This is a genomic window from Campylobacter sp. IFREMER_LSEM_CL1085 (assembly GCF_025772235.1).
GTDB classification, from domain to species: Bacteria; Campylobacterota; Campylobacteria; order Campylobacterales; family Campylobacteraceae; genus Campylobacter_D; species Campylobacter_D lari_D.
This window is the reverse complement of sequence record NZ_JAKMRU010000002.1, coordinates 138,952-157,702: the sequence shown is the minus strand read 5'-3', so window position 1 is coordinate 157,702 and position 18,751 is coordinate 138,952. Positions and strand designations below refer to the sequence as shown.

The 18,751-nt window shown below is 29.3% G+C and carries 19 protein-coding genes; 6 read left to right on the top strand and 13 right to left on the bottom strand.

Annotated elements, in window-relative coordinates; genetic code table 11:
• Window positions 1–93: 93 nt before the first annotated feature.
• The 9 genes from L8W56_RS01955 to rpsU form a co-directional block, all read right to left on the bottom strand.
• A complete protein-coding gene (locus tag L8W56_RS01955) occupies window positions 94–513 on the bottom strand; it encodes a PepSY-like domain-containing protein (protein ID WP_263659246.1) in 420 nt (139 codons plus the stop codon).
• 60 nt (window positions 514–573) lie between these two features.
• Window positions 574–2,286, bottom strand: a complete 1,713-nt coding sequence (locus L8W56_RS01950) for an ATP-binding protein (protein ID WP_263659245.1) — start codon at window positions 2,284–2,286, stop codon at window positions 574–576.
• Window positions 2,287–2,294: 8 nt separating this feature from the next.
• Window positions 2,295–2,747, bottom strand: a complete 453-nt coding sequence (locus L8W56_RS01945; protein WP_263659244.1) for a hypothetical protein — start codon at window positions 2,745–2,747, stop codon at window positions 2,295–2,297.
• 23 nt (window positions 2,748–2,770) lie between these two features.
• Window positions 2,771–3,262, bottom strand: a complete 492-nt coding sequence (locus tag L8W56_RS01940) for a YajQ family cyclic di-GMP-binding protein (RefSeq protein WP_133319059.1) — start codon at window positions 3,260–3,262, stop codon at window positions 2,771–2,773.
• Window positions 3,252–4,184 (bottom strand): D-2-hydroxyacid dehydrogenase, encoded by a 933-nt coding sequence (locus L8W56_RS01935; RefSeq protein WP_263659243.1) that lies wholly within the window; start codon window positions 4,182–4,184, stop codon window positions 3,252–3,254. The genes L8W56_RS01940 and L8W56_RS01935 overlap by 11 nt, the downstream gene beginning before the upstream one ends.
• Window positions 4,185–4,187: 3 nt before the next feature.
• A complete protein-coding gene (locus L8W56_RS01930; protein ID WP_258107722.1) occupies window positions 4,188–5,360 on the bottom strand; it encodes a glutathionylspermidine synthase family protein in 1,173 nt (390 codons plus the stop codon).
• An 11-nt stretch (window positions 5,361–5,371) separates the two neighbouring features.
• Entirely contained in the window at window positions 5,372–5,992 is a 621-nt protein-coding gene (locus tag L8W56_RS01925; RefSeq protein ID WP_133319062.1) for a UPF0323 family lipoprotein, read from the bottom strand.
• A gap of 76 nt (window positions 5,993–6,068) precedes the next feature.
• Window positions 6,069–6,674: a LysE family transporter gene (locus tag L8W56_RS01920; protein WP_263659242.1), complete on the bottom strand. Its 606-nt coding sequence runs from the start codon at window positions 6,672–6,674 to the stop codon at window positions 6,069–6,071.
• A gap of 42 nt (window positions 6,675–6,716) precedes the next feature.
• Window positions 6,717–6,929 carry a 30S ribosomal protein S21 gene (rpsU, locus tag L8W56_RS01915; RefSeq protein ID WP_002780697.1) on the bottom strand — a complete coding sequence of 71 codons (213 nt, stop codon included), beginning with the start codon at window positions 6,927–6,929 and terminating at the stop codon, window positions 6,717–6,719.
• 185 nt (window positions 6,930–7,114) lie between these two features.
• On the opposite strand from rpsU, the gene ccoG reads away from it, so the two are divergent.
• The 5 genes from ccoG (at window position 7,115) to L8W56_RS01890 (ending at window position 14,851) form a co-directional block, all read left to right on the top strand.
• Entirely contained in the window at window positions 7,115–8,488 is a 1,374-nt protein-coding gene (gene ccoG, locus L8W56_RS01910; protein ID WP_263659241.1) for a cytochrome c oxidase accessory protein CcoG, read from the top strand.
• Window position 8,489: 1 nt separating this feature from the next.
• Window positions 8,490–9,113, top strand: coding sequence for a TetR/AcrR family transcriptional regulator (locus L8W56_RS01905; RefSeq protein WP_133319065.1), 624 nt, complete (start codon window positions 8,490–8,492; stop codon window positions 9,111–9,113).
• A gap of 83 nt (window positions 9,114–9,196) precedes the next feature.
• A complete protein-coding gene (locus L8W56_RS01900; RefSeq protein WP_263659240.1) occupies window positions 9,197–10,294 on the top strand; it encodes an efflux RND transporter periplasmic adaptor subunit in 1,098 nt (365 codons plus the stop codon).
• Complete coding sequence (locus L8W56_RS01895) at window positions 10,294–13,416, top strand: efflux RND transporter permease subunit (RefSeq protein ID WP_220566942.1); 3,123 nt, start codon at window positions 10,294–10,296, stop codon at window positions 13,414–13,416. Before L8W56_RS01900 ends, L8W56_RS01895 begins: the two co-directional genes overlap by 1 nt.
• Entirely contained in the window at window positions 13,409–14,851 is a 1,443-nt protein-coding gene (locus L8W56_RS01890; RefSeq protein WP_263659239.1) for an efflux transporter outer membrane subunit, read from the top strand. Before L8W56_RS01895 ends, L8W56_RS01890 begins: the two co-directional genes overlap by 8 nt.
• Window positions 14,852–14,869: 18 nt before the next feature.
• On the opposite strand, the gene L8W56_RS01885 is transcribed toward L8W56_RS01890, so the two are convergent.
• Window positions 14,870–15,061 (bottom strand): mini-MOMP protein, encoded by a 192-nt coding sequence (locus L8W56_RS01885; RefSeq protein ID WP_263659238.1) that lies wholly within the window; start codon window positions 15,059–15,061, stop codon window positions 14,870–14,872.
• A gap of 75 nt (window positions 15,062–15,136) precedes the next feature.
• On the opposite strand from L8W56_RS01885, the gene L8W56_RS01880 reads away from it, so the two are divergent.
• Complete coding sequence (locus L8W56_RS01880) at window positions 15,137–16,474, top strand: coproporphyrinogen III oxidase family protein (protein WP_133319070.1); 1,338 nt, start codon at window positions 15,137–15,139, stop codon at window positions 16,472–16,474.
• Between the two features lie 21 nt (window positions 16,475–16,495).
• On the opposite strand, the gene hemJ is transcribed toward L8W56_RS01880, so the two are convergent.
• From hemJ to glmM, 3 genes are read right to left on the bottom strand one after another with little or no spacing between them, the layout of a single operon-like run.
• Entirely contained in the window at window positions 16,496–16,945 is a 450-nt protein-coding gene (hemJ, locus tag L8W56_RS01875; RefSeq protein ID WP_039629243.1) for a protoporphyrinogen oxidase HemJ, read from the bottom strand.
• Window positions 16,939–17,394: a signal peptidase II gene (gene lspA, locus L8W56_RS01870; RefSeq protein ID WP_263659237.1), complete on the bottom strand. Its 456-nt coding sequence runs from the start codon at window positions 17,392–17,394 to the stop codon at window positions 16,939–16,941. Before lspA ends, hemJ begins: the two co-directional genes overlap by 7 nt.
• On the bottom strand, window positions 17,387–18,724 hold the full coding sequence (glmM, locus tag L8W56_RS01865) for a phosphoglucosamine mutase (protein WP_039629248.1): 1,338 nt from the start codon (window positions 18,722–18,724) through the stop codon (window positions 17,387–17,389). Before glmM ends, lspA begins: the two co-directional genes overlap by 8 nt.
• Window positions 18,725–18,751 lie beyond the last annotated feature (27 nt).

Below are 18,751 nucleotides of genomic sequence, written 5' to 3'. Positions count from 1 at the left end.
GAAGTTTTAAATAATTAAACTAAACCCTTAATGGGTTTAGTTTGAGTGATATAAGATTTTAAGTGTTAATTGCTAAGCTGGGGTTGGTGATTATTAATCGTCGAATTTTTGGCCTAAAATATTACCTTTAAAATCTGTATAAATTTCCATCATATTGTTTGTTCTAAATTTATAGCCATTTATTTTTTTATCTACTTCTACAATAGCTGCATTTGGTTGTACTGCTTGTACTTTTGCAATAATTTCTTTTGGGATAAATCCTGTTGGAATGCCTTTGTATTTACCATCAACTTCTTTCCAGTCTCCATTGATGATAAAGTCAATTTCAGTCCCATCAACTAAATTTACTTCATAAGAATCTACATCTTGTTTTACATAACCTATATTTACACCTTTAAAATGAGTGTTTAAAAACTCTTGAGCTTTTTGAGGTAGAGCATTTGGACTTACAACCATATCTGCAAACATAGAACTTGCACAAACTAAACTAGCTAACATTAATTTTATTTTCATTTTTTCTCCTTTAAATAAAAGTAAAAAATGATATTAACTGCTTGTGAAATTTATGTGAATTTAATTTTTAAAACCAACTATTTTATTTTTATCAAATGAAGATTCTATTTCTTTTTCTATTGTATGTAAAAAATCACTCATTTTAAAAACACCGTCCTTAGAAATAGCTGCTTTCAAAGCTGTATTTTTAACTACCATAGCAATTTGAGCTCCACTTAGATCATACAAAGCAAGGTTTTTTAAATCAAAATTATCATCAAATTTAGCATTTTTAGGTATAGCTTTTTGCCATATCATCAAGCGTTGTTCGTAATTTGGCTTTTTAAATTCTATTTTATACTCAAATCTTCTTGAAAAAGCCACATCTAAACTTTCTAAAAAATTAGTCGTAGCTATGATAACTCCGCTAAAACGCTCAATTTGTTCTAGAAAAATATTTTGCATTTGATTGTGCATTTTATCAGCACCGCCACTACTTTCTACCCTAGTACTTAAAAATTGATCAGCTTCATTTAAAAGCAAAATAGGACTTTGTTTGCTTGTTTGACAAAGCTCTTTATAAGTATCAAAAATTTTTCTTACATTTTGCTCACTCTCGCCCACATATTTGCTTAAAATTTTAGAACAATCAAAACTCAAAATAGATTTTTTCATAGCTTTTGCCATACTTAGCGCACTCATAGTCTTACCCGTGCCAGCAGGACCATAGAAAATTATCTTAGCTTCTATGTTTTTATTTGTTTTTATACCCCATTTATTTAATCTTTCCAAAACCTTTTTATCTTGTTGTTTTAATATACTTTCCAATAGATCTTTAGTGCTTTGGGGCATAATAACATCATCTATATTAATATTTGGCTCAATTAGCTCAAAAATATCTTGTTCTTTAACTAAATTTTGAAGTTTAATTTTTTTATTCTTCTTTGGTTCTTTAAAATTAATAATTCTTTGTAAAATATCATCACTTAAATAAAAAATCTTAGTTATATCACCCAAAGAATTAACAAATTCATCATATTCTAAAAGATTTGAACTAAGTAGCTTAGAATCTTCTTCTAGTAAGACTTTGTTTTCTTGTTTTTGAACATCATCTTCGCTAATTAAATGAAGTAAAAAATTAAAATCTCTACTATAAGAATTTTCAGTATTTAGCAAATACTCTTCTTTTAATAAACTAATAAATATCAAACATTCTTTATCGTTTAAAGCATACTCTTTAAAAATATCTGCCAAAACATTAGAAATTTTACTCTTTTTTAAACGCTCTTTAATATATGCTTCAAATATAGCTATATCTTTTTTAATATTCTTACTTTGAGAGCTTTTAGCAAAAAAACGCAATCTTTGATATAGCTCGATTTTAAAAAATTCATCTTTTAAATATGCAATATGATCTTCATAAATTTGATCTTGCATAAAATCTTGTATAGTTTTATTTTCTAAAATTTGTAAAAAAACCTCACTTAAACTTAACTCGCATTGTAACAAATTTAAAAATAAACTTGAGTTTTTACTCGATTTAAAATCAGAAAAAATTTGAATAATAAAACCTTTTTCTATAAGATTTTTAAGATCTTTTAAATGATCTAAATACTCATATTCATCATTTTTAAAAACTTCACTAAGAAGATTATAGGCATTAATGCTTACATTTGCTTGTAAATAATTTTTACACAAATGCTTTAAAATTAAAATTTCATCTTCACTGCATTGTAAGTTTTTATAAATATTGCTTTTAAAAGTATCATTAAGAAAAAGTTTTAAATCTTTCATATTTTCCTTTATATTGATTTTATGCTAAATTTAATTTTAGATTTTTTGTCACTAAAACTCATATTTTTATCACAAACCTCATAAAAAATATCATAATTTTTGCTTATAATATTTTGAGTAAAACCACAAGAAGTGATTTGCTTATTTTTCCCATAAAAAATAGGTTTTTTGTAAATTAAATCTTGCAAAAAATCATCATAATATTCATTATTAAAAAATCTTTTATTAAAAAAAGTTTTTGCATAACATACACCATTAATGCAAATTTTATCCATGATTTTTAACTCAAGTAAAGCCTTAGAGACACTATAAAGTTCTAAACTTGTAAAATTTTTTCCCTCATATAAAAAGCCATAATCAGCAAATCTAAATTGAGGGGTTTTTAAAACAATATAAGCACTTTGTGATTGCGTTTTGCTTTTTAAAGCACAAGAGCTTAAAAAAACGCACAAAAAACACAAAAAAATTATTTGAAGTGACTTTATCATTTAAGGTTTTTAAAACTAAGATTAAGTTCTAAATTTAACTCTTTTACTATTTTCATCACGCTTTGTAAATCATCAATTTGCTTACCAACTACGCGAATTTCATTGCCTCTAATACTTGAAGTTACCTTTAGCTTACTATCTTTTATAGCTTTATTAATCTTCTTAGCACTATCAGCATCAATGGCGTCATTAACTTTTAAATTCAATCTAAAATTTGCTCCACTCTCCCTGTTTAACTCTTTAATACCATTAGGGTTAATCCCTCTTTTGATAAGTTTTGAAATAACAATATCTTTTAGCACTTCAATTTTTGCTTCACTTGAACAAGTAAGCTTATAAATACTTTCTTTTTCATTTAGCTCTATTTCACTTTTAATGCCTTTTAAATCATATCTGCTATCAAGCTCTTTTTTAGCTTGCTCTAAAGCATTTTTTAGCTCTTGTTTGTCAATTTCCCCACTAATGTCAAAACTATGTTCATTTGCCATTTTCTATAAACTCCTTAAGATTATTAAATACGATTTGGACTAAATTTTGTATGGATTCTTCACTAGCCCATGCAACATGTGGAGTGATAATTAAATTTTCTTTATTTTTTATATTAAGCAAAGGATGATTTTCAACCATAGGTTCTACTTCAAGTACATCAAGCCCTACTCTAATATTTTTTTCATCCATAATTTGAGCTAAATCTACTTCATTAATAATCCCACCACGACCTACATTAATTAAAATGGCCTCATCTTTTAAAAGCATTAATTCTTTCTTGCTTAATAAATTTTTTGTTTTTTCATTTAAAGGTGCATGGATACTTATCACATCAGAAGTTTTTAAAAGCTCTTCAAGGCTTACTTTCTCATATGTATCATCATTATTAACCCCTGAGGTAGAATAATAACAAACATTTGCTCCAAATATTTGCGAAGCCTTAGCTACCTCTTTACCTATAACTCCAAGCCCTATAATACCATGTTTTTTTCCTGTTAGAGTATGTAAAGTTCTACTAAAATCAGTGAATATTGGGCTTTTTACCCAAAGCCCTTGTTTGGTCCATCCATCATAATATGGGATTTGATTTAAAAAAGCAAAAAGCAAAGCAAATGTATGACTTAAAACACTTTTGGTAGAATACCCAGCTGCATTTTTTACTATTATACCTTTAGAATTTGCATAAGCTACATCTATATTATTTACCCCTGTGCCAAGCTGCAAAATGAGCTTTAAATTGGTGTTATCTATAACTTCTTGATCAATGATGACTTTATTTATCATCACAACTTGTGCATCAGATATTCTTGAGATAACCTCATCTTTAGATGTAAGTTCATAACTTATAAATTCCCCAATACTTTCAAAAGCTGTTAAATCAGCTCCACCTAAAGTAGCAGCATCTAAACATACTATTTTCATTTTTTATCCTTTAACAATGTGCCCTACAAATTTAGAATAATTATCAAGCACCAAACCACCTTTTCTAAAACCTAAACCACAACCCTCATAAGCAAAGAAAACTCCTGCTTGATAATAATCATTTTCATTTTGATTAAACTCAGCAAATTCTTGATACACAAAACGATTGTTTTGATAATCTCCACTTGTTTCAAAACTTATATCTCCATTAGCCTCTATAATAGAAACATTTGCTCCTTCTCTACCAAAAACAGGCTTTTTAACACATTTTTTACCCACTAAAGGCTCATCGCTTGTTTCAAGTAATAAAGGATGATTTGGATAAAGCTCCCATAAAATTTTCATTATGCCCTTGCTTTGAAAAAGTAAAGTATAAGCAGGATTTAAAATAATTGCTTTTTGATTTTGCATAATTTGAGTTAAGAGCATAGCAAGTTCACCCTCTTCTATAGCTATACTTTCCCAAGGAATGAGTTTGAAAAAATACTCAAAATTTACATCATTTTTAAAAATTCCTTCGGGTGAAAATTCTACCTCATCAATATAAGAAAATTCACTCTCAAAACCAGCTTCACTAGCAATGTGTGCTAAAAGTTTTGTTGTAATCATATCCTCATCACTACCTGCAATTGAAGAAAACAATATTTTCCAACCTTCATAATATTTTTCAAATTCACTTACATCTTCTTCTAAGGTTATAAGTCTTTTAAAATTATCTCTTAAAGCTTCATATATATTATTAAATTGCGAGCTTTCATCTAGGTTGTTTTGCTTTAAAATAGCCCATTGCAAAATAGCACTTTCAAATAAAGATGTTGGAGTATCAGCATTAAATTCTATTAGTTTTATAGGCTTACCATCAAGCCCACCTGCTAAGTCAAACCTACCATATAAATGCCAATGTACATCATTTTCCCAACTCATCTTAATCGCATCAACCAAATTAAAAGGAATTCCAAGCTCGTCAAAACGATCATTATCAATCACTTCTTGTGCAGCAGCTACAAACATATCATAAAGCTCATTAACTGCTTCGTAGTATGCATTTGCTTCATCTTCCCTTACACAAACTAAATTAGAATCTAAATAATCACTTCCATCATTATCCGTATGCCATGAAAAACCTATTTGCTCTAAATAAGATTTTTCTAAAGGATTTACTTTTAAAAAATTCATTTTTTCACCTTTTAAGAGCCAAAAGAATTTGTAGAACTTGAAGTAGCTTTAGAGCCACCACCAAAAAAGCCTGATTTTTTTGCATTTGATCCTGAAGTAGCACTTGTACTTGCTTTATTAAAGCTATTTACACTTCTTTGATAAGCACTTTGATTTGAAAATGCTCCTCTTTGTTGATTTGCAAAATTTTGATTGTTAAAAAGCTTTGAACCTATCCAACTTCCCAAAATAGCTCCAGCTGCACTCGCAAGCAATGTCTCACCTAAAGAAAGCCCACCGCTACTCATTTGAGCATTGTTTGGATTTGTTAAATTTGAAGTACCATTGTCTATTTTAGCGGCTTCTTCTTGGATTAATTTATCCATTTCTTCTTTGCTTAAAACCCTTTCAGTTCCATCAAGTTGTTTTAAGACCACCCTAGTTTCATCACTTGGAAATTGATCTTTGATTTTGTATTGATTTGGAGCGGTTTCTTCAATAATAACAAAGGCCCCTTGAGTATTTGCCGCTTGACTTAAAGCGTTATTGCTAGAATCATTTGTATTATTACTACATGCACTTAAAGCACCTGCACTAATTGCAGCAATACCACTTATCATACTAAGTTTGAGTATAGTTTTAATGTGTTTCATAATCTTTCCTATAAAAATTTATAAATTTAACTTAATAAGATTTTAACAAAAAAAGTATTAATAAAAATTAATTGTTTTAGTTTATCATAGTCATTAAATTGCTACTTAAAATAAACACAGCAAAAGCAAAAAATATAAAAGCACTTAGATAATCAATAAGTTTTAAATTCTTTTGATAAATTCTTACCATAAATGGTTTAGAAAATAATAAAGAAATCAAAGAAAAATAAATTATAGTTTCTAAAATCAAAACAAATATCAAGACTATCAGCATCCATCGCATTTGTGTAAAATCAAAACTTGCAAAAACACTGGCGAAATAAAAAATTGCTTTAGGATTAGATAAATTTGTAATCATTCCACTTAAAAATGCAGATATATAAGTTTTTTGAACTTTAATTTTGTCATTTTTTGTATTCTTGTAAATCTTAAAAGATAAATACAAAAGATAAAATGCTCCAAAACTTGATAGTATAATTTGTAAAAATGGGAATTTATGAAAAACGACATTTAATCCGAGTATAGAAAGTATAATCCATATACTAACAGCTAAACTTACTCCCAAGCTTGCCTTTAAAGCACTTTTAACCCCTTCTCTTAATGCATATGAACTTACTAAGAAGAAATCAGGTCCTGGTAAAATAAGTCCGAAAAAATGAATAATTATAATCCAAAAAAACATAAATATTTTAACGAAGAAAGCCGATTTCTCGGCTTTTTGGTATTAGAGTCTTGACTCGTAGCGTCTAAGCATATAAAGTCTTTTAAGCATTTTTTTGCGTGCTGAAATTTTTTGTTTTTTGCGAATTTCAGTCATAGGCTCAAAAAATCTTCTAGCGCGAACTTCAGTAACAACTAGATTTCTATCTACTTGCTTTTTGAATTTTCTATACGCTTCATCAAAAGACTCATTAGGATGTACCTTGATTCCTGGCACGACCCTCACCACCTTTCTTTAAATAAATTTTAAAATAAAGATTATATCATAATTTTCTTGAAAATAAAACTTATTTTTGTAATAATTATATAAATAAAAATTAAATATAAATTATTAATTAAGACAAAGTTTGATTTAATTTTTCTAATACTACAATATAAAGAAATATTTCTAAGGAAAATAAAATGAATGCTCACATCACAAACTATACTAAAAAAAGATATATAACTTATATCATTTCTATGATCATTTTTATAGCACTACCTTTTATAAAAATAAATGGAAATCATTTCTTTTTATTAAGCTTTGATCATAAAAAACTTAATTTATTTTTTATCGCTTTTGATACTCAAGAGCTGTATTTAATGCCTTTTGTTATCATGGGTATGTTTTTAACTATACTTTTTGTTACTACTTTAGCAGGAAGAATTTGGTGTGCTTGGAGCTGTCCTCAAACTATTGCTAGAGTTATTTATAGAGATCTTTTACAAACAAAAATCTTTAAAATTCATAAAAGCACAGCAAATAAACAAAAGCAAGTCAGTGGATTTTTCGTCAAAAAAGCTTTAAGTATTGTGATTTTTTATCTTTTTTCATTGTTAATGATGAGTGCATTTTTATGGTATTTTGTACCACCTGAAGATTTTTTTACATACATTCAAAATCCTGCTGATCATTTATTACTTTTAGGGATTTTATTTTGCGCTTCTTTGGCTTTTACTTTTGATATAGTATATTTGGGTGAAAAATTTTGTGTTTATGTATGTCCTTATGCAAGAATTCAATCTGTAATGTTTGATAATAACACCGTTCAAGTAATATATGATGATAAAAGAGGAGGTGCGATTTATGATGGACATACCAAACTTTATCAAAAGCCACCACAAGGTGAATGTATAGGATGTGAAGCCTGTGTAAAAATTTGTCCTACACATATAGATATACGCCAAGGAATGCAACTTGAGTGTATTAATTGTCTTGAATGTGCCGATGCTTGTTCAAAAGTTCAAGCCAAATTTAATCGTCCTAGCTTAATTAATTGGACTAGTGCAAAAGCTATTGAAACAAGGGAAAAAGTAAAATATTTTAGATTTAGAACTATTGGATATTTAGTTGTTTTGTGCGGTGTTTTTGTGGCTTTAGTTTTAATGGGAAGTAAAAAAGAAAATATGCTTTTAAATATCAACCGCTCTAGCGAGCTTTATCAAATCAGAAAAACCCATGATGGAGAATTAATTATTAGTAATGCTTATGTATTTTTATTTCAAAACACCGATAATAAAACTCATGAGTATTATTTTGATGTGAAATTACAAGGCATTGAAGATGGCTTAGAAATCATTAGACCTAAAAAATCTTTTAAACTAAAAGCTGGCGAAAAAGATAAACATATAGTTGTTTTAAAAGCTACTAAAAAACTAGCCGATAATGATAGAAAAGACACTGTAATACCATTAACCATCAAAGCCTATGCGCTTGATGATGAAAATATTGTCATATTACGCGAGAGTAATTTTGTATATCCTAAAAATTCTATCATAGAGCATAAAAAATACTAAAATGAAAAAAAGAATTTCTTCAAAATCTCAAGCAAGACTTGAAAAAATCAAACAAATTGCTGCGGAGTCATTTTTAAAAAATGGCTACGAAGCAACTAATCTTAAAGATATTATCAAACAAGCTGGTGGATCTTTTTCTTGCGTATATGAGCATTTTAAAAGTAAAGAAGGTTTATTTGAAGCGGTTTTAAATGATTTTGCAGAAAATCATTTTTTAGCTATTTTAAAAAAAAATATGCGACTTTCACCTGATGCTAATTTAGAAGAATTCTTATATCAATTTGCAAAAGCTTATTTAGGGATTTTTAACGACACCAAAACTATAGCTATAGTAAGACTTTTGTATTCTGAAATTTATAATGAAAAATTTGATTTTGGAAAATGGTTTAAAGGAAGCAATAGAAAAGAAGTAGAATATGTTCTTCGAAAAAGATTTGAAGAAGAAAATGAAATTTTAGCTCAAAATGCTGAATTTTTAAGTTATACTTTTTGCGCTATGCTTAGAGGGACATTTTTTATACAAAGCACTTTTGAAAATAAAGTTTCAATGAATAAAAAAGAACAACAAAGCCATGCAAAAAAAATCGTAAAGCTTTTTACTCAAGGTCTTGTTAATTTTAATTAACTAAAGATTGATAAAATAGTATTTATTAATTTTGTAATATAAATTACTTTTTATTTAGCTAAATAAATAACTTAAGGAAACAAATGAAAACAAAAATTTTAACTCTAGCTTGCGCTTCTCTTATCTTTATAGCATGTTCAGATGATAAGAATGCACAAGTTAAACAACTCCCTCCTCAACCTGTTAGTATTATGACTATGCAAAGCGCTAATTTACCTTTAGAATTTACTTATCCTGCGAGATTAAGTACTGAATTAGATGTAGTAGTCAAACCTAAAGTAAGCGGTGAAATCAAAGCAAAATACTTCAAAAGTGGTCAAGCTGTAAAAAAAGGCGATAAGCTTTTTCTTATAGAACCTGACAAATACCAAGCAAGTGTAAATATGGCTTATGGAGAAGCTTTGGTAGCAAGAGCTAATTTTGATGATGCTGAAAAAAATTTTAAAAGAGATAGTATTTTAATAGAAAAAAATGCTATTTCACAAAAAGAATTTGATGCAAGTTTGGCTAAATTTAACTCCACAAAAGCTAATCTAGAAAGCGCTAGAGCAAAACTTGCTAATGCAAGATTAGACTTAAAATACACCATAGTAAGTGCTCCTTTTGATGGAATTTTAGGTGATGCGTTAATGGATGTGGGTGATTATGTAAATGCTTCATCTACTGAACTTGTACGCATTACAAACATTAACCCAATTTTTGCAGATTTTTATATTTCTGATGTAGATAAAATCAATATGAATAAAAATATTCAAAGCGGCAATTGGAAATTAGAAAATATCCAAGTGCAAGCTAATGTTGGTGGAGAACTTTTCAATGGAAAATTATATTTCGTAGATAGCGTTATAGATACTCATAGTGGTGGAGTAAAAGCAAAGGCTATTTTTGATAACAACAATTCAAACTTAATGCCTGGCTCTTTCGCAAATGTTCATGTTGGTGGTTTTGTTCAAAAAGATGGTTTTGAAATTCCTCAAGTTGCGCTTTTGCAAGATGATAGTGCTACTTATGTTTATACCCTTGTAGATGGAAAAGTAGTTAAAACTATTGTTGATGTTATTTATCAAACTTCTGATAAAGCAATTATTGATAAGGGCTTAAAAAATGGAGATAAAGTGATTTTAAATAACTTCAAAAAAATCCGTCCTGGTGCAAGTGTTAGCGTAATGGAGAATAAATAATGTTTTCTAAATTCTTTATAGAAAGACCTGTATTTGCTTCTGTTGTAGCTATTATCATTTCTTTAGCAGGTATTATAGGACTTTATTCTTTACCCGTGGAGCAATATCCTTCCTTAACTCCACCCGTTGTTAAGGTAAGTGCAACTTACTCAGGAGCTGATGCTCAAACGGTGGCTCAAACGGTGGCTATTCCTCTTGAAGATGCAATCAATGGGGTTGAAAATATGATTTATATGGATTCAACTTCAAGCTCTTCAGGAGATATGAGCTTAAGTGTATATTTTAATATAGGTACAGATCCTGACCAAGCAACAGTTGATGTTAATAATAGAATTTCAGCTGCTATGGCAAAACTACCTGAAGATGTTAAAAAAACTGGTGTTAGTGTAAGAAAAACCGGTTCAAGTATATTAGAAGTTGCTACTTTATATTCTCCTGATGGCTCTATGGATTCACTCGAAGTGTATAATTATGCTGCATTAAATATTTTAGATGATCTTGCTAGGGTTCCTGGTGTGGGTAATGCCGTAGCTATTGGTGCAAGAAATTATTCTATGAGAATTTGGCTTAATCCTGATTTGTTAAACAAATATCAAGTTACTGCAACTGATGTTATTGCTGCAGTTAGCGAGCAAAATGCTCAATATGCTACTGGTAAGATAGGTCAAGAACCTGTGGTGGAAAGATCTCCTTATGTGTATTCAGTAACTATGCAAGGAAGATTAAAAAATACTAAAGAATTTGAAGATATTATCATAAGAGCAAATAGTGATGGCTCTTTTTTAAGACTTAAAGATGTAGCCGAAGTTTCTTTAGGATCAAGAGAATATACTTTTAAAGGTAGATTAAACGGAAATGACGCTACTCCTATTTTGATTTTCTTACAAACCGGAGCAAATGCTGTAAATACAGCAGAATTAGTGCAGAAAAAATTTGAAGAACTTTCTAAAAATTTCCCTGAAGGATTAACTTATAAAGTACCTTATGATACAACTATATTTATTAAAGCTTCCATTAAAGAAGTGGTTAAAACTTTCTTTGAAGCATTAATTTTAGTTGTAATTGTAATGTATTTGTTCTTAAAAAATTTCCGCTCAACTATTATACCAATGATTGCTGTTCCTGTTTCTATTTTGGGAACTTTTGCAGGATTATATGTCTTAGGTTTTAGTATCAATCTACTTACGCTTTTTGCCTTAGTATTGGCTATTGGTATTGTTGTTGATGATGCAATTATAGTAGTTGAAAATATCGATAGAATTATGCATGAAGATCCAAATATAAGCATAAAAGAAGCAGCTATTAAAGCTATGGATGAAGTTGCTGCACCTGTTGTTTCTATAGTTCTTGTACTTTGTGCGGTTTTCATACCCGTTTCATTTATATCAGGTTTTGTGGGAGAAATCCAAAAACAATTTGCCATAACCTTAGCAATATCTGTTACTATATCAGGCTTTGTAGCTTTAACACTAACTCCTTCTTTATGTGCAATTTTTTTAAGAAGAAATGAAGGTGAACCTTTTTACTTTGTGAAAAAATTTAATGATATTTTTGATTGGTCTACCGAAGTTTTTGGCGCTGGTGTGGCTTATATACTTAAAAGAACAGTGCGTTTTATGTTAATTTTTGTAATCTTTTTGGGTGGTTTATATGGACTTTTCAAACTTGTTCCAAATTCACTTGTTCCAAATGAAGATCAAGGAAACTTTTTAACTATTGTCAATCTACCCGCAGCATCTTCGCTTAATAGAACTACTCAATCAATGGATGCTATGGCAGAAGAAATCCGCAAAAATGAGAATGTAACTAATGTGGTAGGACTTATAGGCTATGATCTTTTTACAGGTTCTTTAAAAGAAAATTCTGGCGCAATGTTTGTTAATTTGAAAAATTGGGATGATAGAGATATTAGTAGTTTTGATTTAGTTGGATCTTATAACAAACAATACTTCTTAAATCCAAATTTTCAAACTTTCTTTGTTAATCCACCACCAATCCAAGGTTTAAGCTTAACTGGTGGTTTTGAGATGTATGCACAAAATCGTAGCGGAAAAAGTTATGATCAAATTCAAGTTGATGTAAATAAATTAGTTGAAGCAGCAAACAAGCGTCCCGAACTTCACAATGTAAGAACAACGCTTGATACTAATTTTCCGCAATTAAAACTAGAAATTGATCGCGATAAAGTAAAACTTTATGGTTTAAATTTAGCTGATGTATTTAGCACTCTAAATGCCACCATAGGAACTTATTATGTAAATGATTTTTCTATGCTTGGAAAAAATTATCGTGTAAATATAAGCGCAATTGGAGATTTTAGAAATACTCAAAATGCTTTAAAAAACATCTTTGTTAGATCAAAAGATGGTTCTATGATAGCTCTAGATAGCGTTTTAACATTACAAAGAAGTGTTGGTCCTGATGATGTAAAACGCTTTAATATGTTTCCATCGGCTTTAGTGCAAGGTGATCCTGCTCCTGGCTATACTTCAGGACAAGCCATTGATGCAATTGCACAAGTGGCAAAAGAAACTTTAGGAGAGGATTATTCTATTGCTTGGTCAGGTTCAGCTTATCAAGAAGTTACAAGTAGCGGTGCTGGACAAATAGCATTTATGCTAGGACTATTATTTGTATTTTTAATTCTAGCAGCACAATATGAAAGATGGCTCATGCCTTTAGCAGTAATTACGGCTGTGCCTTTTGCAGTATTTGGTTCTTTGCTTTTTGTATGGCTTAGAGGATTAGAAAATGATATATATTTTCAAACAGGACTTTTACTTTTAATAGGCCTTTCTGCTAAAAATGCCATTTTGATTGTTGAATTTGCTATGGAAGAGCATCTTAAAAAAGGAAAGAGTATTTTTGAAGCTTCTATTAGTGCAGCAAAATTGAGATTTAGACCTATTGTAATGACTTCATTGGCATTTATTTGTGGTATTTTACCGCTTTTCTTTGCATATGGAGCAGGAAGTGCAAGCCGCCATGCGATAGGTACAGGTATTATAGGTGGTATGATAGCAGCTTCTACTATAGCCATTTTCTTTGTACCTTTATTTTTCTATTTACTAGAAAGTTTTAATAAATGGCTTGATAAAAAAAGAGGTAAAATCAATGCATAAGTTAATAATTTTTGCAAGTTGTTTTTTAATAACAGCTTGCAGTTTAAAACCAAATTTAGAAATTAAAGATGTAAATTACACTAAAAGCTTAGATCAAAACATTAGCATTAACAAACAATGGTGGAAAGCTTTTGATGATAATTATTTAAACACCTTAGTCGATCAAGCTTTAAAAAACAATAACGACTTGCAAATTGCATATATGAATTTACAAAAAGCTTATGAGGCTTTAGGTATAGCAAGAAGCGATCTGCTTCCTAAACTAGATGGAAGTGCTAGCGGAGCAAGAGCAAAAACTAGCATCAATGCTCCAAGCAACAAAAGTAATGAATTTGTCTATGGCAATGATTTTAATATGGGTTTAAATTTAAGTTATGAAGTAGATTTATGGGGTAAATACAGAGATACTTATAATGCTTCAAAAGCAAAATTACAAGCTAGTGAGTTTGACTATGAAAGTGCAAGATTAAGCTTAATTTCTAATGTAGTAAAAACTTATTTTAATCTAGCAAGCTTAAGTGAGCAAGTAAAAATTTTAGAAGAAACAACCCAAAGTTATCAAAAAACTTATGAGTTAAAATTAGAGCATTTTAAACTTGGAGTAATTAGTGAGTATGAGCTTAACAAATTTAAAGCTGAACTTGAAAATTCAAGAGTTTTACTCACAAATGCTAAAATTCAAAAAGAAGCTAATACCAAAGCTTTAAAAATCTTAACTTCAAATGATATTGATGATATACTTTATAATAGCATAGAGTATAAAAAAATAGGACAATACGAGCTTAGCATACCTGAAGGTATTGGTAGTGAAATTTTACTTCAAAGACCTGATATACAAGCTAGTTTAAAAATTTTAGAAGAAAAAAACTATCTTGTTGGAGTAGCCAGAACTGCATTTTTACCAAACCTTTCTTTAACAGGACTTTTGGGTTTTCAAAGTAATGATTTAGATCTTTTAGTTAAACATGGAAGTAATACTTGGAATGTAGCTGGAAATTTTGCAATGCCGATTTTTCATTGGGGTGAGATTATGAATAATGTTAATATCGCAAAACTTACCAAAGATGAAGCGTTTTTACAATATGAAAACACCTTAAAAACAGCCTTTGGAGAAATAAGACTTGCTTTATTTAACCGCCAAAGCTATTATGAAAATGAGCAAAATTATAAAAATTTATTTCTAGCTCAAAGTAAAATTTATGAAATTTCTACCTTAAGATATGAAAATGGCGTGATTAATTTAGCTGATTTTTTACAAGATCAAAGAAATTACCTAAATGCTAAACTTTCTTACACTAACTCATCTTACGAGCTTGCAAATTCCATTGTAGATGTTATGAAAGCCTTTGGTGGTGGATTTAACGCTAAAGAAGAATCAAAAGAAAATATCAAAGCTATGGAAGAAAACTTAAAAGAAAACTTTTATAACAACTAAGCCTTTAAGGCTTAGTTGTTAATGCATTTGAATTTGAATTCTTTGATTAAAATTATTATTTCCTCTATCTTTTGGGCTATTATGCTCAAAACGATAACGCATATTACCTGAAACATTAACATCTTGAAAAATTTCATCTAAAGGTGCAGAATTTGACACGCTTATAAGCCCTAATAAAAATACAAAAAATGCTATAAAAATATTTTTCATTATAAAGCCTTTGTAAAAATATGATACAATTATAGTCTTTTTAAATAACTACAAAATGAAATTTTTAGGAAAAATATGAATTTTTTACAAAACTTAGCTCTTTCTTACTCACATAAAGCCATGCAAAAATCTTTAGAGAATGGTTTTGATGTGAAACTTTTAAAAGAAGGACAAGAAAAAAAAGTTAATCCAAAAAAATCTTATATGCTCTATGCTCATATACCATTTTGCCATACTTTTTGTCCATATTGTAGTTTTCATAAGTATTATTATAGTGAAGATTTAGCAAAAAGATATTTTGAAAGCTTAAGAGAAGAAATCAAACAAATCAAAGACAAAGGATTTGATTTTACTTCTATGTATGTGGGTGGCGGCACTACTTTGATCAACGAAGAAGAACTTGCTAAAACTTTAGAACTTTGCAAAAAATTATTTAATATTAAAGAAATTTCTTGTGAGAGCGATCCTAATCATATCGAACCTAAAAAGCTAGAAATGTTTAAAGGGCTTATAGATCGTTTAAGTTGTGGTATACAAAGTTTTGATGATGATACTTTAAAAAAAGTAGCAAGATATCATAAATTTGGTTCAAGTAAAGAGCTTCAAGAAAAGCTTTCTAAAGCTATAGGCGTGCTTCCTATTATGAGTCTTGATTTGATTTTTAACTTTCCTTCTCAAACTAAAGAGCAATTACTCAATGATTTAGAAATAGCCAAAAATTTAAAACCTCAACAAATCACAACTTATCCTTTAATGAAATCAAACCTCACAAAAGATAATATCGCAAAAACTCTAGGAGTAAGTTTTAAAGATAATGAATTTGAGTTTTATAAAATCATTATAGATTTTTTCAAAGATTATGAAAGAAATAATGCATGGTCATTTTCTTTAGAAAAAAGTAGCTTTAATGATGAGTATGTAAGTAGCCATCATGAGTATTTAGGCGTGGGAAGTGGGGCTTTTAGCTTTTTAGATGGAGAGCTTTTAATCAATGCTTTTAATTTAAATGATTATTCTAAACTCATCAAAGAAAAGCAAAATGCAAATATTGCTAAAGCTAATTTTGGTAAAAAAGAAATCATCAAATATGTCTTTTTAACTGAAATGTTTGCAGGTAAAATCGAGATTGATAAATTTAACAAAACTTTAGATTGCAATTTAGAAAAAGATCTTTTCATAGAACTTTTAGGTCTTAAGCTAAGTAAAGCTATAAAAAAAGAAAATAATACTTTATACACAAGTGAATTTGGGCGTTATTTGTTTATGGTATTAATGAAAGATTTTTACACCGGTATGGATTTAGTGCGTGCTGTATTTAGAGATAATAAACGCTTACAAGATAAAGAACACATTAATATCATGCAAGAAAATGTTGATCCACTTGATTTTAAAAGTATGGAGTTTAAAGGATAAAAAGCCTTTAAAGGCTTTTTACTAAAATGGTCTTACCACCATCATAATAGCAATAATTATAAATAATATCGTTGGAATTTCATTATAAGCTCTAAAAAATTTCCCACTCTTTTTGCAAGTATCATTTTGAAGTTGTTTTAAATAATAATAATTTTGCAAATGATAAATAATCAAAAGCAAAGCACAGGTTAATTTAGCATGCATAAATCCTGATCCAACCATCAAAACTTTATTTACATGCAACATCAAACTTCCACTTATTAAAGTTACTATCATCGCAGGAGTTTGGATATAAAAATACAATTTTCTTTCTTGAATTTTTACCACTTCTACAAAGCCTTTATTATCTTTATGCTCTGTATGATAGACAAAAAGTCTTGGTAAATAAAACAATCCAGCCATCCAAGAAACAAAAGCTAAATAATGCACCATTTTAATCCACAAATACCAGTCAGTTAAAAAATCTAACATTTTTCTCCTTTTTTATTAAAAATTTCTTTTATTAAAATCAAAGCTACACTAATGTTTATCATCACATCAGCTAAATTAAACACAGCAAATTCAAACCACTTATGCCAAAATACAAAATCCACCACACCTATATGCACAAAGCGATCAAGTAAATTTGAACACCCAGCAGATAGCATAATAGCAAAAGCGATCAAATGTGTTTTAAAAAATTCTTTTTGATAAAGCAAATACGCAAACAAAGCCAAAATAAAAACAAGTTGTATGTATTTTAAATACTCTCCTAAAAATGCAAACATTGAAAAGGCTACACCAGTATTATAGGTTAAAACTAAATCAAAAAATTCACCCTTATACTCAAGCCCTTGCAAAAACAAATACTTACTTACTTGATCTAGTATAAAAACTAAAGCAAAAACAAGCCAAAATTTTAAAGATAAAATTTTAAGCATTCAATGCTTTCATAAAAAAACTTTCAACAGCTTTCATTTCTTTTTCTAAAAGCTTAATATCTTTTGCTTCAAGTAATAAGCGTATTAAATTTTCTGTACCTGAATACCTAAACAAACTAGCAATTCCTTTTTTTTCTAAATCTTTTTTCAATTCTTCTAAGCCTGCAAGCTTGCTTAAGTCTTTTTTCTCTGAAATTTTAAGATTATGCAAAAGCTGTGGGTAAGGTTTAACTTGATTTAAAATTTCACTTGCACTTTTTGCTTCACTTAGCATTAAAGCACTAAATTGTAAAGCAGCTACCAAACCATCTCCAGTTTTTGCATAGTCACTAAAAATAATATGCCCACTCTGCTCACCACCAAAATTTCCACCGCATTCTTTGAGTTTTTCAAGTACATATTTATCGCCTACATTGCAAGTTTCATGTGTGATTTTATGTTTAGTTAAAAACTCTTTTAAAGCACCATTGCTCATTATAGTGCTAACTACACTTGATTTTAACTTGCCTTGTTTTTTCAAAAATAAAGCTAAAACACCCAAAAGACTATCTCCATGAGCTACTTCGCCTTTTTCATCCACAACAACCAAACGATCTGCATCCCCATCAAAAGCAAAACCCACATCTGCTCTAAATTTCTTTACTTCTAAAGCTAAATTTAAAGGATGTAAAGCCCCGCAATTTTCATTGATATTTAAACCATTTGGCTTATCATTGATCACAATCACATCTGCACCAAGTTCTTTAAAAACCGTAGGTGCTACCTTATAAGAAGCTCCATGAGCCACATCTAACACAACGCGTAAAGACTTTAAAGTCAGCTCTTTAGGAAAAGAATTTTTTATAGAAACAATATATCTTCCTATCACATCATCAATTCTTTTTGCTTGACCAATTTGTGATTTTGTTGTTCTTGCCTCTTCTATGAGTTTATCATTAAAATAAATTTCTTCTATTTTCGCTTCTGCTTGCTCATCAAGTTTATTTCCGTGTGCATCAAAAAATTTAATGCCATTATCATAGTAAGGATTGTGTGAAGCTGATATCATAATGCCCGCATCACAACGCATATCTTCAGTTAAAAACGCAATAGCAGGTGTTGGCATAGGGCCTATTTCTATAACATTATAACCTATAGAAGTAAGTCCTGAAACGATAGCATTTTCTATCATATAACCACTTCTTCTTGTATCTTTTCCTACTAAAATATTATTTGTAAGGGCTTTGTCTTTAAAATAAATTCCAGCAGCCATAGCCAAACGCATTGCTAAAAATGAATCCAAAAACTCCCCCGCTTTACCGCGTACTCCATCTGTTCCAAAAAGTTTCATTTTTTTACCTTTGATTTTAAATAGTGC